At 71.9% G+C, this 18975-nt stretch carries 14 protein-coding genes and 1 pseudogene; 8 read left to right on the top strand and 7 right to left on the bottom strand.

Annotated features, from left to right (window positions below; translation table 11 throughout):
* Positions 1 to 5: 5 nt before the first annotated feature.
* The 4 genes from V4Y04_RS30805 to V4Y04_RS30790 all read right to left on the bottom strand — a co-directional run bounded on the left by V4Y04_RS30805 (position 6) and on the right by V4Y04_RS30790 (position 6528).
* Positions 6 to 1409 carry a DNA-3-methyladenine glycosylase 2 family protein gene (locus tag V4Y04_RS30805; RefSeq protein ID WP_332433048.1) on the bottom strand — a complete coding sequence of 468 codons (1404 nt, stop codon included), beginning with the start codon at positions 1407 to 1409 and terminating at the stop codon, positions 6 to 8.
* A gap of 496 nt (positions 1410 to 1905) precedes the next feature.
* Complete coding sequence (gene rsgA, locus V4Y04_RS30800; protein ID WP_332431645.1) at positions 1906 to 3051, bottom strand: ribosome small subunit-dependent GTPase A; 1146 nt, start codon at positions 3049 to 3051, stop codon at positions 1906 to 1908.
* Between the two features lie 322 nt (positions 3052 to 3373).
* Positions 3374 to 4936 (bottom strand): cellulose-binding domain-containing protein, encoded by a 1563-nt coding sequence (locus V4Y04_RS30795; RefSeq protein WP_332431644.1) that lies wholly within the window; start codon positions 4934 to 4936, stop codon positions 3374 to 3376.
* Between the two features lie 266 nt (positions 4937 to 5202).
* On the bottom strand, positions 5203 to 6528 hold the full coding sequence (locus V4Y04_RS30790) for a radical SAM protein (protein WP_332431643.1): 1326 nt from the start codon (positions 6526 to 6528) through the stop codon (positions 5203 to 5205).
* Between the two features lie 285 nt (positions 6529 to 6813).
* Between V4Y04_RS30790 and V4Y04_RS30785 the strand changes: the two genes are divergently transcribed.
* The 6 genes and pseudogenes from V4Y04_RS30785 to V4Y04_RS30755 form a co-directional block, all read left to right on the top strand.
* Positions 6814 to 8070, top strand: a complete 1257-nt coding sequence (locus V4Y04_RS30785; protein ID WP_332431642.1) for an FAD-binding protein — start codon at positions 6814 to 6816, stop codon at positions 8068 to 8070.
* 114 nt (positions 8071 to 8184) lie between these two features.
* Positions 8185 to 9453 carry an ROK family transcriptional regulator gene (locus V4Y04_RS30780; RefSeq protein ID WP_332433047.1) on the top strand — a complete coding sequence of 423 codons (1269 nt, stop codon included), beginning with the start codon at positions 8185 to 8187 and terminating at the stop codon, positions 9451 to 9453.
* Positions 9454 to 9866: 413 nt separating this feature from the next.
* The gene (locus V4Y04_RS30775; RefSeq protein ID WP_332431641.1) at positions 9867 to 11132 is read left to right on the top strand and encodes an ABC transporter substrate-binding protein; all 1266 of its coding nucleotides are present in this window, start codon (positions 9867 to 9869) and stop codon (positions 11130 to 11132) included.
* 22 nt (positions 11133 to 11154) lie between these two features.
* The gene (locus V4Y04_RS30770; RefSeq protein ID WP_332431640.1) at positions 11155 to 12117 is read left to right on the top strand and encodes a carbohydrate ABC transporter permease; all 963 of its coding nucleotides are present in this window, start codon (positions 11155 to 11157) and stop codon (positions 12115 to 12117) included.
* Positions 12114 to 13103 carry a carbohydrate ABC transporter permease gene (locus tag V4Y04_RS30765; protein WP_332431639.1) on the top strand — a complete coding sequence of 330 codons (990 nt, stop codon included), beginning with the start codon at positions 12114 to 12116 and terminating at the stop codon, positions 13101 to 13103. Before V4Y04_RS30770 ends, V4Y04_RS30765 begins: the two co-directional genes overlap by 4 nt.
* A gap of 4 nt (positions 13104 to 13107) precedes the next feature.
* Positions 13108 to 13461 (top strand): annotated as a pseudogene (locus V4Y04_RS30755) (glycoside hydrolase family 2 TIM barrel-domain containing protein); the annotation flags it as partial.
* A gap of 93 nt (positions 13462 to 13554) precedes the next feature.
* Here V4Y04_RS30755 and V4Y04_RS30750 read toward each other — a convergent pair.
* On the bottom strand, positions 13555 to 14088 hold the full coding sequence (locus V4Y04_RS30750) for a hypothetical protein (protein WP_332431638.1): 534 nt from the start codon (positions 14086 to 14088) through the stop codon (positions 13555 to 13557).
* On the bottom strand, positions 14085 to 15818 hold the full coding sequence (locus V4Y04_RS30745; RefSeq protein WP_332431637.1) for a PHP domain-containing protein: 1734 nt from the start codon (positions 15816 to 15818) through the stop codon (positions 14085 to 14087). The genes V4Y04_RS30750 and V4Y04_RS30745 overlap by 4 nt, the downstream gene beginning before the upstream one ends.
* A 393-nt stretch (positions 15819 to 16211) precedes the next feature.
* On the opposite strand from V4Y04_RS30745, the gene V4Y04_RS30740 reads away from it, so the two are divergent.
* Together V4Y04_RS30740 and V4Y04_RS30735 are read left to right on the top strand one after the other, a co-directional pair.
* On the top strand, positions 16212 to 17672 hold the full coding sequence (locus V4Y04_RS30740) for a hypothetical protein (RefSeq protein ID WP_332431636.1): 1461 nt from the start codon (positions 16212 to 16214) through the stop codon (positions 17670 to 17672).
* Positions 17673 to 17724: 52 nt separating this feature from the next.
* Complete coding sequence (locus V4Y04_RS30735; protein ID WP_332431635.1) at positions 17725 to 18507, top strand: hypothetical protein; 783 nt, start codon at positions 17725 to 17727, stop codon at positions 18505 to 18507.
* On the opposite strand, the gene V4Y04_RS30730 is transcribed toward V4Y04_RS30735, so the two are convergent.
* Positions 18494 to 18913, bottom strand: a complete 420-nt coding sequence (locus tag V4Y04_RS30730) for an NUDIX hydrolase (RefSeq protein WP_332431634.1) — start codon at positions 18911 to 18913, stop codon at positions 18494 to 18496. The two genes, V4Y04_RS30735 and V4Y04_RS30730, sit on opposite strands and share 14 nt — an antisense overlap.
* Between the last annotated feature and the right edge of the window lie 62 nt (positions 18914 to 18975).

Below are 18975 nucleotides of genomic sequence, written 5' to 3'. Positions count from 1 at the left end.
GGTGTTCATGAGTACTCCAACTCCCCTGCCGCACGCAGGTGGTTCAGGGCGTATGAGCGCCAGGGGCGCCAGCTTTCGGGCAGGGCGGGGCCGGGCGGGGCCACGTCCGGGTCGCCGAGGGCACGGGTGCGGATCCCGGCGATGGTACGGGCGTCCAGACCCGGAACGGTGCGCAGGGCGTCCGCGGCGTCCTCCCGGTCGGCGCCGGGGTCGAGGCGTACGGTGCCGTCTGCGAGGGCGGTGGTGAGCGCGCCCAGGGTGCCTTCGGGTTCGGCGCCGGCGAGGGCGGCCGGTTCGGGGAAGAGGTGGGTGAGGGTGCCGCAGGGGGCGTCGAGCGTCTTGCCGTAGCGCTGGACCAGTCGTGCGGCCCCGTCGCGGCCCACCAGGGCCCGTACCGCGAGTTCGTCGGGGTCGGCGGTGCCCGGCGAGCGCAGTCCCGGCCGGGCGGCGACCAGTGGGGCGAGTCGTGTGTCGGCGCCGAGCCGTTCGTCGACGGCGTACGGGTCCGCGTCCAGGTCGAACAGGCGGCGCAGCCGCTGTACGGCGGTGGTCAGGTCGCGGAGGTCGGTGAGGTGGATCCGGGCGTCGAGCCAGCCGCCGGGGTGCGCGCCGGAACCGGTGTGCGCGGTGCCGGGGTGTTCGTCGACAGCGGTGATGCCGGTGCCGTACGGGAGCCGGAGCGTGCGCCGGTAGGTGCGGGCGCCCGGGGTGCCGGTGACGTCCTCGACACCCTCGACGGCCTCGCGTTCCAGCAGGTCGAAGACGGGGCCTGGCCGGTACGGGCCGCGGTGGGCGAGGCGCAGGGGGATGCCGGCGGTGGGGGTGGCGGTGCGGCGGGCGGCCCGGCCGCCGCGGGGCGCGGCGGCCCGCAGCTCGCTGGGCGTGGCCGCGTACACGGCGCGGACGGTGTCGTTGAACTGCCGCACGCTGGCGAACCCGGCGGCGAAGGCGATCTCGGTGACCGGGAGCCCGGTGGTCTGCAGGAGCACGCGCGCGGTGTGGGCGCGTTGCGCCCGTGCGAGCGCGACGGGCCCGGCGCCGAGTTCGCCGGTGAGCTGGCGCTGTACCTGCCGGGTGCTGTAACCGAGCCGTGCGGCCAGTCCGGCGACACCTTCGCGGTCGACGACGCCGTCGGCGATCAGCCGCACGGCCCGGCCCACGACATCGGCGCGTACGTTCCACTCGGCGGAGCCGGGGACGGCGTCCGGGCGGCACCGCCGGCAGGCCCGGAACCCGGCGCCCTGCGCGGCGGCGGCAGTCGGGAAGAACCGCACGTTGCGCCGCTTGGGCGTGACCGCGGGGCAGCTGGGACGGCAGTAGATCCCGGTCGTCCCGACGGCGAAGAAGAACGCACCGTCGAACCGTCCGTCCCGGCTGCGCACCGCCTCGTACCTGTTGTCCTCGTCCATCACACCGTCCAGTCTCCGCCGGCCGGAGGGCCCCGACCGGCGGAAATCGGACATGAAGGTGAGCGGCCGGCGGCCAGGCCACGGACAGGGGTGCGCCGCGGGGCCGGGATCTGCCTGGGGTGGACGCCAGGAGCGTCCTGAAGATCTTGACATCACGCCCGTCCTGCGCCGGTTCATGCCGATTGGCGTTTACTGGCAATCCGGCGTGAACCGGGCGGCCTGAGCAAGATCTTCAGCGGCCTTCCAGGGCGTTTTTCGAAAACCCCGCCTGCCCCGCGGCGTCCGGCACGCACTCCCCCAAGCTCTTCGAGCAGGGGGGACCCCCAGCCGCGTTGTCGGGATCGCCCACGTACGCACCCGGTACGCGGGCGACCCTCCGCCGTGCGATCGCACGCTCCCCCAAGCTCTCGGCTCCGCTCGAGCAGGGGGGACCCCCATGACGCCGCGGGGCCCGCCCTCCGGGCAGCCGGCGCTACTTTCGAAACACGCCCTGGAACTACCTGCCGCCGCCCCTCTTCGCCTCCATGGCGGCCCTGCCGATCGCCCCCTTCCGCTTCCAGTCCTTGCGGATCTCCGCGCGCAGGCGTACGTCGGTCTTGGCGACGATGCGCCGGTTCTCCCGGAGCAGTTTGCGATAGCTCTCCAGCCGGCGTTCCGCGAGGGCGCCGGTCCCGATGGCCTCGAGGACCGCGCAGCCCGGCTCGCTCTCATGGGCGCAGTCGTGGAAGCGGCAGCCCTCGGCGAACTCCTCGATCTCGGAGAACACCTGGCCGACGCCGCTGCCGGCGTCCCAGAGGCCGACGCCCCGCAGGCCCGGGGTGTCGATGAGGACTCCCCCGCCGGGCAGGACGAGCAGGTTGCGGGTGGTGGTGGTGTGGCGGCCCTTGCCGTCGACGTCACGGATGGCCCGTACGTCCATCACGTCCTCGCCGAGGAGCGCGTTGGCGAGCGTGGACTTGCCGGCGCCGGACCGGCCGATCAGCACGGACGTGCCACCGGCGGCGACCGCGGCGAGGACGTCGAGCCCTCCCCCGAGCTCTCGGCTTCGCTCGCGCAGGGAGGTGCCATCGTCCTCCCGCGCGCTGACGGCGAGCACCGGCACGCCGGGCGCGCTGGTCTCCACGTCCTGGACCAGGTGCCCCAGCGTCACCGGGTCCGGCACGAGGTCGGACTTGGTGAGCACCACCACCGGCTGCGCCCCGGACTCCCAGGCGAGTGCGAGGAACCGCTCGATCCGGGCCAGGTCCAGTTCGTCGGCGAGCGAGACGGCGATGACGGCGTGGTCGACGTTGGCGGCGAGGATCTGCCCCTCGGACCGCTTGGAGGAGGTGGAACGCACGAAGGCGGTACGCCGTGGAAGGTACGCCCGCACATACCTCGGTGTGCCCCCGGCCGGGTCGACGGCGACCCAGTCCCCGGTGCACACGACCCGCAGGGGGTCGTGCGGGGTGACGAACGCGGTATCGGCCCGCACGGTCCCGTCACCGGTGACGACATCGCACTGCCCACGGTCGACCCGCACCACGCGGCCGGGCAACAGCCCCTGCGCGCCGTACGGGGAGAACGCGGCCTCCCACTCCTCGTCCCAGCCGAGGGGAGCGAGAGGATGCGGGGAAGCCGACGGAGAAGAGGAGAAGTTCAAGGGAAACCCTTCGAAGGGCGGCCCCGGCACCGCGCGTCACAGGCGCGGCAGAAGAAGAGGTGTCAGCCGAGGGCCACGGAGGTGGAATGAACGAAGGTCCGGATACGGGCAGCGCCCGTCACAGAGACAGCCATCGGTCACACCTCCCTTTCACCACACACGCGCCGACAGCAGCAGCCAACGGCCCCTGCTCACTTCCGGCCACAGCCTAGAGGCAGAGCCGCCCCGGCGGCCAACCCTTTTTCCGCACCCGTCCTCTCGCCACCACCGTGGGAGGGGAGCCGCTCGGCCCGGCCCGTCCCGGACGTGCCGCCGGGCCGGGTCAGCCGGTCGCGCACGGGCGGCCGTTGAGGGTGATGTCGGTGGGCGGGGAGTTCTTGCCGGTCCAGGACGCGAGGAAGCCGAAGGCGATCTTTCCGCCGGCGGGGACCGTCTTGTTGTAGTCGGCGGCGGTGGCGGTGACGCGGGAGCCCTGCTGGCTCGCTTCGGCGTCCCACATCTGGGTCACGCGCTGGCCGTCCCGGAAGGTGAAGGCGACGCGCCAGGAGTCGAGGGGCTCCGTCGTGGTGACGGTCACGGTGGCCTGGAAGCCGTCGGGCCACTGGTTGCCCGGGTCGTACGTGGCATGGCAGACGGCCGGTTCGCCGGGCGCGGTGGTCCGGGGCGGGGAAGCCGTGGCGGAGGTGCTGCCCTGGGGGTCGGGGTCGGGGTCGGGGTCGGGGTTGGTGTCGGGGTCGGGGTTGGTGTCGGTGTCGGGGTCCTGGTCCGGGGCCGATCGGTCCGGGTCGCGGGCCTCGGGGGCGGTGCCGGCAAGCGGTTTCCCGCCGTCGGAGGGTGCGGTGTCCGCGGCCGGAGCCGGCGGGGCGCCGGGGCCCGCGGGCGGGTACGGGTCCGGGTCGGCCACCGCCTGACGGTCGGCGTCGGAGCGGGTCGCGCTGTCGGCCTCCGTACCGCCGAACTGCATCAGGGAGACCGTGAGCGCGAGCCCCGAGACCAGGACGGCGGCGACCATCAGCCCGCCCCTGACGACCCGCGCCCGGTCCGATCCGTCGGCCGGGGCGCCGCCCGTGTCGAAGCCGCCGGGGCGGCCGGGGCCGAGGCGCGCCTCGGTCGCACGGCGGCGGCGCTCCAGGTAGGCGAGACCGCCCCAGCCGATGACCCCGCCGGTGAGCGCGGCGGGCAGCCCGCCGCCGTGCAGCCGGAGGCAGGCCGCGGCCTCCGCGCACCGCACGCAGGTGGCGAGGTGCCGGGACAGGTCGTCGGGGGTGTCGGCGGCGGGCGAGCGGGTGACGGCGTCCAGCAGCCGGGCGTAGCTGCGACACTCGGCGTCCATCGGGGAGTCGAGGTGGTTGCGGTGGCAGCGGTCCCGGAACAGGCGGCGGACCTGGTCGAGCTCGTCGGCCGCGGTGGCGGGGTCGAGGCCGAGCCGGCGGGCCACCAGGGGCAGCGGCAGGGATTCCGCCTCGGCCAGCCAGAGCAGTTCGGCGTCGGCCTGCTGCAGATCGCGCAGTCCGCGCAGGGCGACCGGGCGGCTCAGCGGCGGGCCGGTGTAACGGGCGGCCTTGTCGGAGTGGAGCCACAGCCTGAGGTCGGGATCGAGCCGGTGCCCCTGGCCGGTGTCCTCCCAGTCCGCCGCGGTGGCGCGAACGGCTGTCAGCAGCAGGGGTATTCGGGGCAGCCGGGACGACCGTCGGCCGGTGCCGCGCACGGTGTTCGCCTCCGCCTCGCGCACCTCCCGTATGCCCCGCGCGAACGCCTCCCGCGCAAGTTGCGCGGCGGCGGTGGAGCCGGCCGTGCAGAGATCGGCGTACGAGAGCACCGCGTCCCAGCACTCCGAGAACAGTGCTGCCTCGGTGGCGTTCTGGGGGGCCGGCAGGTCGGACATGATTCTCCTGCATCCACGAACGAGGGCAACTGGCGGCACAGTTGGAGCGGCACGGTTGGGGGTCCTCGGGGCGATGGGTGAGCTTTTCACGATCTCGACACAACTGACAAGCGCTGTATCCGTTTTGGGCGGCACGGTACCCATGTACGCGCCCCTCGCGCACGCCCCTCGCCGGAGAATACGCAAGGAAGGCCGGGACCTCTCGGTCCCGGCCTTCCTAGCTTCCTCAGCCCCTCACAGTCCTCGCGGGAACAATCCTCGCGGGATCACGTCTCGACGGGCTCCTGTGCCGGGAGGCTGTCCATGAAGGAGCTGACGGAGAACACCGCGCGCCCCGGTCCGGGCTCACCGTAGCCGGGGGGCGAGGCCAGGCCGAATTCGTCCATCGTGGCGCGGTAGGCCTCGAGCAGCCGGATGTGGTACTCCAGCGGCGCGCCCTGCGGGTTGGCCTTGCCGAGCGGGGTCGTCGGCTCGGGGCACCAGGTGGTGAAGCGGGGCGTGATGCCGTGCGACATGAAGAAGCGCAAGCCCTCGGTGGTGGAGGCGATGGCCTCGTCGACGGTGGTGAAGCCGGAGGGCTCGGCCATCTCCACGCCCGCCACGAAGTTGGGGATCACGTTGCGCGCGCCGAAGATGTCCGCGGAGTCCAGGATGCGCTTGTGCCACTCGTCGCGGCCGACGTAGCGCTCCTTGCCGGGGCAGTACAGCTCGAACAGGCGGCGGTCCCACACCTCGTAGTTGGGGTGGTAGATCTGCACGCCGTAGTCCTTGAAGCGCTGCACGTCGTCCCTGGGCAGCGCCTGGGCGACGACCTTGCCGATCCAGCGGCCGGGGAAGCGCTCCTCGATGGCCTTGGCGTAGTGCCCGTAGAAGTCGGCCTCGTCACGGCCGGCGAGCGTCTTGGTGATCGCGCCGCCGGTCAGCGTGTAGGCGGTGGACGCCTTCGCCGTGTCGTACCGGTCGATGATCTCCAGCGCCTCGAGGACCTCCTCGACGTCCTTGACCCCGGTGTAGGGGCGGCCGGCCGCCTTGTGCTGGCGCCAGTTGTGGTTGATGTCGCAGTACTGGCACTCCTCCTTGGCGCCGAAGTACTGGCAGACCCGGAAGACGGTCAGGTAGATCAGGTAGCCCCACTGAATGGTCGGGGCGACCTCCATGACCGACTTCCCGTTGGAGAGGGTGTGCCGGTAGTACTCGGGCATCGGCGGCACGCCGACGTCCGAGATGCGCTTCCCGTCGAGGTAGAGCCCGAGCACGCCGTCCTCGTTCGCGGCGACCCGGTACGGGGAGGCGGGGTTCACTCGCACGGAGACGACGGTGCGGCGCAGGTCGTAGGGGCCGCCGGTGAGGATGATCTCCTCGGGCGGACGCCGGAGCGCGGCCTCACCCAGCTCGGGCAGGGTGCCGTGGTCGAAGGAGAAGATGAAGTACGACTTCGGCTTGACATCGCCCTTCTCGTTGTCGCTGAGGGCGGACGGATCGAAGGCGACCCCACCCCGGAGCAGGTCCTCCTTGAAAACGGCCTCGCGCGGCACATGCGGGAACCGCTCCATCAGATTCTCGACCAGCGCGGTACGGCTGCCGCTGCCCATCCCGTGTCTCCTTCCGGCTCGGACGTACGACTCCCGGCTCGGACGTACGACTCCTCACGGTATGCCCCCGCCCCTCGGTCCGTGGGGCCGGGGCCCCGACGTGATCCGGGGCACATCCCCGGACCTGCGGAAACAGTACGTTCTCCGGACGGCTGCCGGGCCTCGGTGCCGTGCGGGTCCCGGGCCGGCCCCCGCGGGGAGGCGGCCGGGCGACACGTACCCCGGGCCTCGCGATAAATTCCGGTGGGGACCTTTCCGGTCCCGCACCTCGGGGAAGGACGACCGATGACCGGGACCGTGACCAACTGGGCGGGCAACATCACGTACACCGCCAAGGAGCTGCACCGCCCGCACACCCTGGACACGCTGCGCGCGCTGGTCGCCGGGAGCGGCCGGGTGCGGGTCCTGGGCAGCGGGCACTCCTTCAACGCGATAGCCGAGCCGGGCGAGGCCGGCGTCCTGCTCTCGCTCGACGCCCTGCCCGCCCAGGTGGACGTGGACACGACGGCCCGGACGGTGCGGGTGGGCGGCGGCGTGCGGTACGCGGAGCTGGCCCACCGGGTGCACGAGCGGGGGCTCGCGCTGCCGAACATGGCGTCGCTGCCGCACATCTCGGTGGCCGGGTCGGTCGCCACCGGCACGCACGGCTCCGGGGTCCGCAACGGTCCGCTCTCCTCGGCGGTGCGCGAGGTGGAGCTGGTCACGGCGGACGGTTCGACCGTACGGATCGGCCGCGAGGACGAGGCCCGCTTCGGCGGCGCGGTCACCTCGCTCGGGGCGCTCGGTGTCGTCACGGCACTCACCCTGGACCTGGAGCCGGCGTTCGACGTCGAGCAGCACCTGTTCACCGAACTGCCGCTCGACGGGCTGGATTCCCCTCTCTTCGAGACGGTGATGTCGGCCGCGTACAGCGTGAGTCTGTTCACCGACTGGAGGGCTCCGGGTTTCCGGCAGGTGTGGGTGAAGCGGCGTACGGACCAGCCGCTGCCGGACTTCCCCTGGGCGCCGCCCGCGACCGAGAAACTGCACCCCGTCCCGGGCATGCCCGGGATCAACTGCACGGACCAGTTCGGCGTGCCGGGAGCATGGCACGAGCGGCTGCCGCATTTCCGCGCGGAGTTCACCCCGAGCAGTGGCGAGGAACTGCAGTCGGAGTATCTGCTGCCACGCCGGTTCGCCGTCGACATGCTGCATACGATCGACAGTATCCGGGAGACGGTCTCCCCCGTACTGCAGACCTGCGAGGTGCGGACCGTGGCCGCCGACGGCCAGTGGCTCAGCCCCTCCTACGACCGGGACACCGTGGCCGCCCACTTCACCTGGGTCGCGGACACGCCCGCGGTGCTGCCCGTGGTCCGGCGCCTGGAGGAGGCACTGGCCCCCTTCGACGCACGGCCGCACTGGGGAAAGGTGTTCACCACCCCGGCGGCGAAGCTGCGCGCCCTCTATCCGCGGCTCGGCGACTTCCGGACCCTGGCCCGGTCGCTGGACCCGGAGGGCAGGTTCAGCAACGCGTTCGTGCGGGACGTCCTGGGCGACTGACCGTCCGACCGGCCCGCCCCCTTCGTACAGCCCCTTTCCGAAGCCCTTGTCGAACGTCGGCACCGGCCGTAGCCTTGCCGCGCGCCGGTGCCGACGCCGGCCGGCACGGCAGGGATGGGGGCACCTCCGGTGAAGCGCACCTCGCGGGACATCCGTACCGCCAACCGCTACGAGGTGCTGCGCCAGGTCATCGCCGAGTCCCCCACCTCACGGCAGGAGCTGGCGGCCGCCACCGGACTCAGTCTCGCGACGGTCGCCACCCTCGTCGGCGAGCTGCTCGACCTCGGCATGATCACCGAGGTCGGCTTCGAGGACTCGGCCGGCGGCCGTCCGCGCGGTCTGGTGGCCGTCGACGCGGCGGGCGGCGCCCTGATCGGCGTCGACCTCGCCGAGACGTACGTCCGGGTCGAGCTGTTCGACCTGGCGCTGAACGTGCTGGCCCGCGCCGACGAGGAGATGCGCCCCGGCGAGAACCGGCCCGAGCAGGTCGTGGACCATGTGGCCTCGGCGGTCGGCTCGGTGACGGAGCGGGCCGGCGTCGAACCCGCGCGGGTGCTCGGGGCCGGGGTGAGTGTGCCGGGCCAGGTGAACCGTGCCACGGGCGTCTGCGAGTACGCGCCGAACTGGGACTGGCACGACGTGCCGTTGCGGGACCTCCTCGCCGAGCGGATCTCCCACCCGCTGCACCTGGACAACCCGTTGCGCGCCTGCGCGGTGGCCGAGCTGTGGTTCGGGGCGGCGCGCGGGCACGGTGACGCGGTGGTGGTCAACCTCGGCACCGGGGTGGGCGCCGGGCTGGTCCTGGGCGGCGGGGTGCACCGGGGGGTCAGCAACAGCGCCGGTGAGTGGGGGCACACCACACTCGTCCTGGACGGGCGCCCGTGCCACTGCGGCGATCGCGGCTGCGTCGAGACGTACACCGGTGCGCCGGGGATCATGCTGAACCTGCGGGAGGTGAGCCCGCACAGCCCGATGCTGCGCCCCGACGACCAGACGGCCACGATCGACGCCCTGGCGCGGGGGGTGGCCGCGGGCGACCCGGTGGCGGTCGAGGTCCTCGGGGACACCGCCCGTTACGTCGGTGCCGGGATCGCCGACCTGATCAATCTGTTCAACCCGGAGGTGGTCGTGCTCAGCAGTTGGGTCGCGGCCGCGTTCGGCGAGCCCCTGCTCTACGCGGTGCGCGGGGCCGTCACCCGGCACGCGCTGCGCCGCCCGCTGGCCGCCACCCGGATCGCGCTCTCCCCGATCACCACCGATCCGGTCTGCCTGGGCGCGGCGACGTTCGCGCTGGAGGGCGCGTTGCAGGCGGCGCACAAGGGCACCGGCACGCGCGCCAACACGGCCACGCGAGGCCGCGGTTCCGGCGCCGGTAAGCCGTAACGCCCCTCGCCCCACCGGCGCCCCGATCTTCAACGCCCTTGATTCGCCGACTTGTTCGTGATTCCGAACGGCACGCAACGCTTCTTACGGGCTTTGTCCAACCCCTTGCCGAAGCCTTAGCCGAAGGTTAACGTCCGGCACCGCAAGGCCTTTCCGCGCCACCCGTCGCGCCATCCGCCGCACCACCGCCGGAAGCCGTCCGCCGCTCACCGCAGCCCCCTCTGCTCCGCGCGCACCGCCACGTACCGCCTGCACCGCCACGTACCGCCTGCACCGCCACGTACCGCCTGCACCGCCACGTACCGCCTGCACTGCCCGTACCGCCCGTACCGCCCGCACTTCCCCCGCACCCGTCCGGGTGACCTGCCCCGCCCGCCTTCCTTCCGAGCCGTACTCGAGACAAGGACGTCGACATGCCGGCATTGAGTACTCACCACTGGGACCGTCGTTCCGTACTGCGGGCGGCCATGGGTCTGGCTGCCGCCGGCGGGCTCACCGCGTGCGGCGGCAACACCGGCCGGGACGGCGGGTCGGGGTCGGGCAAGCGCCTGGTCCAGTACTTCCACGCCTACGGTGAGGCCGGCACGGAACAGGCCATCAGGCGCTACGCCAAGGCGTACAAGGGGGCCGACGTGACCACGCAGTGGATCACGGGCTCCAACTTCGAGAGCAAACTGTTCGCCTCCCTGCTCACCGACAAGGCGCCGGACGTCTTCGAGTTCCATCCGCAGATCCAGCTCGTCAAGAGCGGCCAGGTGGCGGACCTGACCGACCTGGTCGAGCCGGTGAAGGACGACTTCAACCCGGCCGACATCCAGTCGCACACCGTCGACGGGAAGATCTACGGGGTCCGGATGATCGACGACCCGCAGTTCTTCTTCTACCGCAAGTCGATGTTCGAGAAGGTGGGCGTGGGCGTCCCCACCACGCTCGACGAACTCCTCGCGACGGCTGCCGAGCTGACCACGGACAAGGTCAAGGGCATCTACCTGGGCAACACCCTGCACCCGGTCGTCAACCCGATGATCTGGGCGTCCGGCGCCGACACCCTCGACGAGAAGAACGAGATCGCATACCACACGGACGGGGTGGTCGGGGGTTTCCGTACCCTGCGCAAGCTCTTCACCAGCGGTGATCTGCTGCTCGACGCGCCGACCGACTTCTGGGACCCCTCCGCGCTCAACCAGGGGCTCACCGCCATCCAGTGGTGCGGCATGTGGGCGATGCCACAGATGCAGCAGGCGCTCGGTGACGATCTCGGGATCTTCCCCTTCCCGAAGGTCACCGCCGCGGGCAAGCAGGCGGTCACCAACGGCGGTTGGTCGATGTTCGTCAACGCGAAGGGCAAGAACGTCGAGGCGGCCAAGGAGTACGTGAAGTGGCTGTGGATCGACCAGAAGGAGCACCAGGAGGACTGGTCGCTCTCCTACGGCTTCCACATCCCGCCGCGCGTCTCGATCGCCCGGTCCGCCGACAAGCTCAAGTCGGGACTGCCGGCCGAGGGCGTCAGACTGTTCAACGAATTCGGGCACTTCGACAACATCGGCTGGACCCAGGCCATGATCACCGCCCTGGAGGACGTCCTCGCCGACTGCGTCCGCAAGGGCGGTGACCCGGAGAGCGCGCTCGACAAGGCCGACGCGACGGTCGGCCGCGAGCTGCAGAAGCTGTTCGGATAGACCGCGGACGGGCAGCGACGAGATGTCGACCACCACCGCGCGCGGTGCCGCCCGCCCCGCCCCGGCCAAGGGCTCCCCCCGGCCGCGGCGGCCGCTGCGGACCAGCAGCACCTTCAACTTCTGGCTGTTCACCGGGCCCTTCCTCCTCGGCCTGCTGATCTTCGTCTATGTACCGATCCTGTGGAGTGCGTGGCTGTCCCTCTTCGAGGCCCGGTTCACCGTCACGCCCAGCGAGTTCACCGGCTTCGAGAACTACCGGGTCATGCTGACGGACGAGCAGTTCATGGGCTCGCTGGGCACCTTCACGGTGTTCGCGGCGCTCATCGTCCCGACCACCTGGGCGCTGTCGCTGGCGCTCGCGCTCGCGGTGAACCGGCTGCGGTTCATGCGGGCCTTCTTCCGCTCGGTCTTCTTCCTGCCGACGGCGGTGAGTTATGTCGCCGCCTCGCTCATCTGGAAGATGTCCATCTTCAACGGGGTCCGCTTCGGTCTGGCGAACACCGTGCTCGGCGTGTTCGGCGTGGACAACACCGCCTGGCTGGCCGACCCGAACCCGCCCTGGTACTGGCTGGTCATCGTGACCGTACGGCTGTGGCTCCAGGCCGGTTTCTACATGATCCTGTTCCTGGCCGCGCTGCAGAACATCCCGCGCGAGCTGTACGAGGCGGCCGCCATCGACGGGGCCAGGCCCGGCTGGCAGACGTTCCGGTACATCACACTGCCGCAGTTGCGCGCGACCTCGACGGCCGTGGTCCTGCTGCTGCTCGTGGCCGCCTACCAGGCCTTCGACGAGTTCTTCAACCTGCTGAACAAGACCACCTGGGGGCGCCCGCCCCTGGTCGAGCTGTACTACAAGGCCCTGGGCGACAACCAGGACTACGGCGCGGGCAGCGCGGGCGCGCTGATCCTCACGCTGCTGATCTGCCTGGTGACGCTGTTGCAGGGCCGGTTCATGGGCTTCGGCCGGGGGGAGGACTCCAGATGACCGCCAGTACACCCGCGCCGGGGGCGGCGGAACCCGGGGCGAGGCGACCGCCGCGGCCGGACCGGCCGGGGGCGAAGCGGCTGTGGCGGCCGGACCGGCCGGTGGGCAGCCGTCCGGAGCCAGGCGGGCGGGCGGCAGGGGGCAGGCGGGCCGGCCGCCGCGGCGGGGTGCTCGGGTCCGCGGGCCTGTACACCGCGACCTGCCTGGCCGCGCTCCTCTTCCTCGTCCCCTTCTACCTGATCGTCCGCAACGCCCTGTCCACCGATCCCGAGATCACCGGCGAGGAGTGGACGTTCTTCCCGTCCGCCATCCAGTGGGGCAACATCACCGAGCCGTTCGACGACCCGACGGTCGACTTCGCCCGGTCCCTCTGGAACTCGGCGGTCGTCGGGATCCTGCATACCGTCGGCACCCTGCTGGTCTGCTCGCTCGCCGGATACGGGCTGGCCCGCATCCCCTACCGGCATACCAACAAGATCTTCTACGCCGTTCTGGGGACCCTGATGGTGCCGACGGCGGTCACCTTCGTGCCCAGTTTCGTACTCGTGTCGTCCCTCGGCTGGGTGGACAGCTACCGGGGTCTGATCATCCCGGGCCTCTTCAGCGGTTTCACCTGCTTCCTTTTCCGGCAGTACTTCCTGGGGTTCCCCAAAGAGCTGGAGGAGGCGGCGCGGGTGGACGGGCTCGGCTACTGGGGCGCGTACTGGCGTGTCGTCGTCCCGAACTCGCTGAACTTCTTCGCCGCCATCGCGACGATCACCTTCATCAGCGGCTGGAACTCCTTCCTGTGGCCGCTCGTCATCGGCCAGGACCCGAGCGCCTGGACCGTCCAGGTCGCCCTCTCCTCCTACATGACCAACCAGACCGTCAACTTCCATCTGATCTTCATGGCCACGGCCATATCCATCCTGCCCCTGGTCTGCGTCTTCCTGTTCCTCCAGCGCTGGCTCGTCCAGGGCATCGCACAGACCGGCATCAAGGGCTGATCGCGGCGACTTCGGCGAGGAGCTGCACGACGGCAACTTCGTGTGCGACGGACTGCTGTTCCCCGACCGTACGCCGTCGCCGGGGCTGATCGAGTACAAGAAGGTGATCGAGCCGGTCCGGATCGAGGGCGACCCCGCGTTCTGGTTCACCGCCCGTCCCTGGACGAGCGAGCGGCTCGACGCGGCCCGGCACCTCACCGACCTGGTCCCCGGTGACACGGTGTGGGTGAATCTCGACCACGCCCAGCACGGCATCGGCTCGCAGTCCCGCGGTCCGGGCCCGCTCCCGCGGTACGCGCTGTGGGCCGGGCCCGCGGAGTTCTCGTTCGTCTTCTCCGCGCGGCAGGGTTCCGGCTGAGGCGGGCGGGCGACCGAACGCCCCCGTGCCGGCCCGGCGGTGCGGGGCCGCCACGGGGACGGGTGTGCGGTGCGCGGTTCGGGTGCGGTCCGGTCAGTGGTCCGCGCAACAGGGTGTGGGGTCGGGGGACTCGAAGGGGACGAGGACGCCGCCCCTCGCCGGCGTGGCGGTGAGGAGGAGCTCGCCCTGCTGCCACTGCGGGCGGACGTGGTCCCGAGTCACCATCCGGGTTGCGGGGTCGGGCGTGCCCGGTGCGCCGAGGACGGTCACCCGGCTGATCGCGGACCCCGCGACCAGTTCCGCGACCGTCATCGTGCCGGTGAGCGCCGCTGCCCCCGGGTAGAGCACGGCCCGGCCGAACGCGTCGGGCAGGCCGGCCGCCGGTTCTCCGTGCCCGTCCGCCGTGAGCCGCTCCCACGTGGTGCGCAGGTACGGCTCGGACGGCAGGGACAGGGAGACGGCGACGCGCGGGCGATCGCCGCGCACCAGGTGCGTGCAGCCGAACGTCCCTTCCGGCAGCTCCAGTTCGGCTGCCAGCCGCTGGAGGAGACGGTCGGCGTTGCGCAGGTCCCGGATGCCCGCGTGGACGGTGAGGGCGTGGGCGGAGGCGGGTGCGTGGGGCGTCACGCGGGCAGGACCCATACCGGGTTGGTGTAGAACCACAGGTCGCGCCAGGGGTCGGCGTCGCCGACGACGTCGATGGCGGGGCCCGCCGGGTCGACCTCGGCGCCCCTCGCGCCGACGGCGGACCGATTGCCGTCGGAGCCGCGCAGCCGGACGTACAGCGGGCGGTCGACACGGCCGAGGTCGTACGTGACGCGGACCGTACCGGCCGCCTTGTCGATGTCGTACGAGCGGGTGACCTTCGCGGTGGGCGCGGTGAAGGTGTCCTTGTCGGCGACGGGACCGGTGACGTCGCCCTGGATGACATCCACGCGGGCCAGTTTCGGTATGAAGCCCGCCCAGTTGGTGCCGCCCGCGAGCGTCACGTCGGCGGTCAGGGTGACCTTGGTGCCCTTGCGGACGTGCAGCGCGCCGCCGAGGGTGGCCCAGCGGCCGCCGCCGGAGACCCGGACGTCGAGGCCGTCGATGAGCTGACCGTGGTCGACCCAGATGCGGCCGGCGCGGATGCCGTCCATGACGGCGGCGTAGGAGAAGCCGTCGGCGCCGACGTGGGTACGGCTGTACTGGCCGGGCCAGTAGTCGCCCTGGGTGACGTCGATCTGCCCGTTGTACACGGGGTCCGGGTAGCGGCCGTCGGTGGTGAAGTCGCCGCCGGTGCCGCGCGCCCCGGTGTCGGCGTAGACCTGGTGGGAGTCGGAGTTGGCGGTGATCCACCAGGGGCGGCCCTCGGCGAGCAGGCTGTCCCACAGGCCGCCGACGGTGGCGGTCATCCAGTCGAAGCCGCCCCAGGTGCGGTAGCTCTCCAGTGGGTAACCGGCGAAGGAGTTGACGCCGGGGCTGTTGTCGTAGATGCCGCGGGCGCGGCCCATGCCGAGGGGCTTGGGCAGGCCGGCGGCCTGGTGGCCGGGGGCGCCCTCGAAGCCGACGGCGATCTGGTGCTTCGCCGGCGTGGCGTCGCGCCAGGCGCGGATCTCGTGCGGGGAGTCGACACCGCGTCGCGCCGGGTGGTTGGCGAGCATCAGGGCGTCGTCGATCCTGCGCCGTCTCACCTGCTCGGCGAGGAACTCCAGGCCCGCGACGGCGAGCGCCTCGTTGGCAGGGGTGGAGTCGGAGGTGCCCTTCACGCTGCCGTCGTAGTCGTTCTCGAACTGCTTGAGGACGGCGACCTCGTTGCGTCCGGGGTGGACGAAGACGGTGCCGTGCTCGGCGGCCGGGATGTTCCACTCCAGGCCCTGGAAGACCAGGGTGTCCTTGTGGGCGGCGCGGGCCTGCTTGATGTCAGGGTTCACCTTCTCCACACCGATCCTGGCGTGCGTCTCGCTGCCGTGGTCGGTGATGACCAGCCAGTCCATGCCGTGCTTGGCGCCCTGGCGGACCTGGTCGACGACGCGGTACTTGCCGTCGCTGCTGTACTGGGTGTGGATGTGGTGGTCACCGGCCAGCCACAGGAAGCCCTTGCCCCGGCCGCTGCCGCTGCCGCGGCGGTCTCCGCCGGACCGGGCGGGGGCGGCGGCCGCGGTGCTCGTGGACAGCACGCTGCCGGCCGCGAGGCCCGCGCCGAGCAGCCCGGCCCGGCGCAGAAGGGTGCGGCGCGACTTCTGCTCCGGGGAGAGGGCCTCGTCGGGCACCGAGGTGTCGAAGGCGGCGGGCAGCGGCGCCGTTGTCTCGTGCCGGTGGCCGTCTCCGTGGTGGTGATGGTGGTGCCCGTGACCGTGCGTGTGCCCGTGTCCCATATGCGTGCCTCCTGGATGCCACCGGTGAGGGCGGCTGCCTTCCGCGGCGCGATCACCCCGCGTGTGGAGGATGGGGGCACCGCGTGAACGTCGTACGACGCGGGAGTGATCGACACATGCCCCTGGTGCGGCGGCTCACCTCACCCACCCGTCCGGTCGCACCGGGTCGCGGCCCGGACACCGCAGGTCACACACCACGGGTGCCGTGCCACGTATCGGCACGGGGCAGGCGGCGGACATCCCCGTCACACACCGCCGCCACGGGCCGCCGTCACGCATCGGGCGGCCGTGCCGGGTGTGAGACGGCGAAAACAGCGGTACGGACGTTGAGTCGGAGCCGTTTTCCTAAGATGGAACGAACGCGGATGTCATATGCCGCCCAGTGGGAGGGGGATGAAGCACACCTTGTCCCAACGACAGCTCGGCCGCGGCCCGTTGCGGCCCACTCCTCCGGAGGGACCCGCCCCTTCCGGCCCGGACGACGGGACGTCCCGGCCGATCCGGTCCGTGGGCCTGCTGGGCGGGCTCGGATGCGCGGTGGCCGGATACGCCGTGTTCCAGTTCCTGTTCGAGGTGCTGCCCCCCTCCCTCGGCGGGGAGACCGCGAAGTACCTGATCGCCTCGGTGAGCGGCCTCGGCACCGCGCTCTCCGCATGGCTCGCGGCGGCACTGCTGCGGGCTCGCGCGGCAGCGCCGGCGCCGCGACCGCCTCCACAGCCACAGCCACAGCCACAGCCCACGGCCGGAACCACTCCCCCGACCGGCGGCCACGCCCCCGGCCCGCTTCCGCAGCTCTTCGCGGCCACCTACGACACGCTCGTCGGTGAGGTGTCGGTCGTCGACGATCCGGAGCGCGGGCGGCTCGCCGGCTGGTCGCACTCACTGGGCGAGAGTTCCTCGTCCCGCCCCACCTCGGTGGGGACGGCGTACGGACTGCAGACCCTGCTGGACCTGGGGACAACCGACGGGCGCCTCTCCACGGGCGAACTCGCCGACACACTCTGGCGGTTGCGGCTGCCGGACGGCGGATGGTCGGCCCGCTCACAGGGCGCGCGGGCGCGTCCGGAGGTGACCGCGCTGGTGTTGGGCGCGCTGGCCCGTGCGGGGGCGTCCCGGGGCGGCCGGCTGGCGCGCGAGGTGGACCTGTGCACGGCGGCCTTCACCCATGACGCCGACCGAGCGGGCCGCGAGTCGACCCATGTGATGACCACGGTGCTGCGCGGGCTGCTGCGCGCCGCGCCCGACTGCGACGCCCTGCCGGTCCTGCGGGAGGCGCTCGTCGAGGGGGCGGTGAGCGATCCGCACCGGAACCGTCTGCTCTGCTGGGGCTACCGGCTCGACTCACCGCACGAACGCCCGTCACCGGTGCATACCGCGCAGGCGGTGCTCGCGCTCGACCGTGCGGCGCGCGTCCTGGAGGAGAACCGGGCGGTGCGGGCCGCCCGTGAGGACGGCGTGCGCTGGCTGCTGTCCTGCCCCGACGCGGCGCATCACAACTGCCGGGACCTGAAGAACGGCCGCGACGAGGTCCGCCGTCCCCGCCCCGACGACCCGGCGCGCCACGAGGTGCTGAACGTACGGCACTTCACCGCGTCCTGGGTCGTACGTGCCCTGCTGTGCCGGGGTTCGCTGGAGGTGGCACGCCGGGACGGCCTGGAGGAGACCTGGCGGGAGCTGCTGGACGGCGCGGCCGCCCGCGTACGCGCAGGGCAGCAGGACGGCATCTGGTCCTGGGCGCAGAGCGAGAACACGGAGCTGCAGCGTCCGTTGTGGATGACGTATCAAGGTGTGTCGGCACTGCGCGCACACGCGGTGTGGACGTACCGACCGGACAAGGCGGCTCCCGCCCGTTGACACGTAGCACGGGGCTACGCGCCGAGTGGGAGCCGGAAGGAGAGGAGTGCGCATGGGTGGCCGGCAGGTCTTGGCGGCACGGCGGTTACTGGCCGAATCCCTGGACGGCGCGTTGCCCGAACGGGACCAGGCGGCCGCGGCGTACTCGGTGGTCGACGAACTCGGCTCGCCGGACAGGCTCTTGGAGCTGATCGCCGAACTCGCCTGTGGCGAAGGCGATCCCGAGGCAGCAGCCCGGCTGTCGTACCGGCATGTCCTCGGCTTCGACAAGCTGCTGCTGGTGGACGCCGGACCGCAGCACATGCTGCGCGCCCATGTGTGGCACGCGGGTGCGGGCGGCACGGGCCGGGAGGACATTCACAACCACCGTTCGGCGCTGGCCTCGCATGTCGTACGGGGCCGACTGTGGACGGAGTTGTACGAGGAAGTACCCGAAGGACTGGACGCGGGACGGGACGGCGCTCGGGACGGGATGCGGGGCGGGATGCGGGACGGCGGCATCGCGACGGCCCGCTTCGAGGAGTCGCTGGCCGAGGGGTCGGCGGACTGGCTACTGGAACCGGCGGGTCCGGCGCGGCTGCGGCTGACTCATCTGGGCCAGTACGCGGCGGGCAGCACATACGCCCTGCCGTCGCACACCCTGCACCGCGCCTGGTGCGACACGGAGGGGCCGACGGTGACCCTGTTCCTCGAGACGGGCAGTCGACGGCGCCGGCACACCGATGTGTTCACCCCGGGGGGCCCGCACGCGGGCGCGGTCCCGAAGGTACCGATGAACGTGCCGGGTTATCTGGAGTCGCTGGGCTCCCTGGCGGACCTGCTCAGAAGTCCGTGAACGCCTGCCGGACGATGTCCAGGTTGTAGTCGTCGATGTCGACGCCGGTCCACTCGGGCGGGCGGAGCCAGGCATGGTCCTGATCCGGGCTGGGCAGCATGACCTCCCGGGACAACGGGCGGACCAGGAAGTTCTCCTGCCAGTTCTTGATCTCGTGCCCGGCGTACTCGCTCAGGAAGGACGATTCGCCGACCTTGCGCACGATCTCGCCGAGCAGGCCGGTCTCCTCCTTGAGCTCGCGCAGCGCGCCGTCCGGGGCGCTCTCACCCGGTTCGAGTTTGCCGCACGGGACGCCCCACACCCGGGGCAGGAATCTCTCGCGCTCGCTGCGGCGCACCAACAGCACGCGCCCCTCGTCGTCCATCACGACCGCTGCCGCCAGCCGTTTGTCGCCGGGGATGTCCATGCCCATGGTTCCTCGGTCCCTCGGTCTCTCGCCGGAGATGAGTACAAAGGTTCTGATACCCG

The organism is Streptomyces sp. P9-A2 (assembly GCF_036634175.1).
Lineage (GTDB): Bacteria > Actinomycetota > Actinomycetes > Streptomycetales > Streptomycetaceae > Streptomyces > Streptomyces pratens.
Note: the sequence above shows the minus strand (reverse complement) of the source record. Positions and strands in the feature narration are given on the sequence as shown.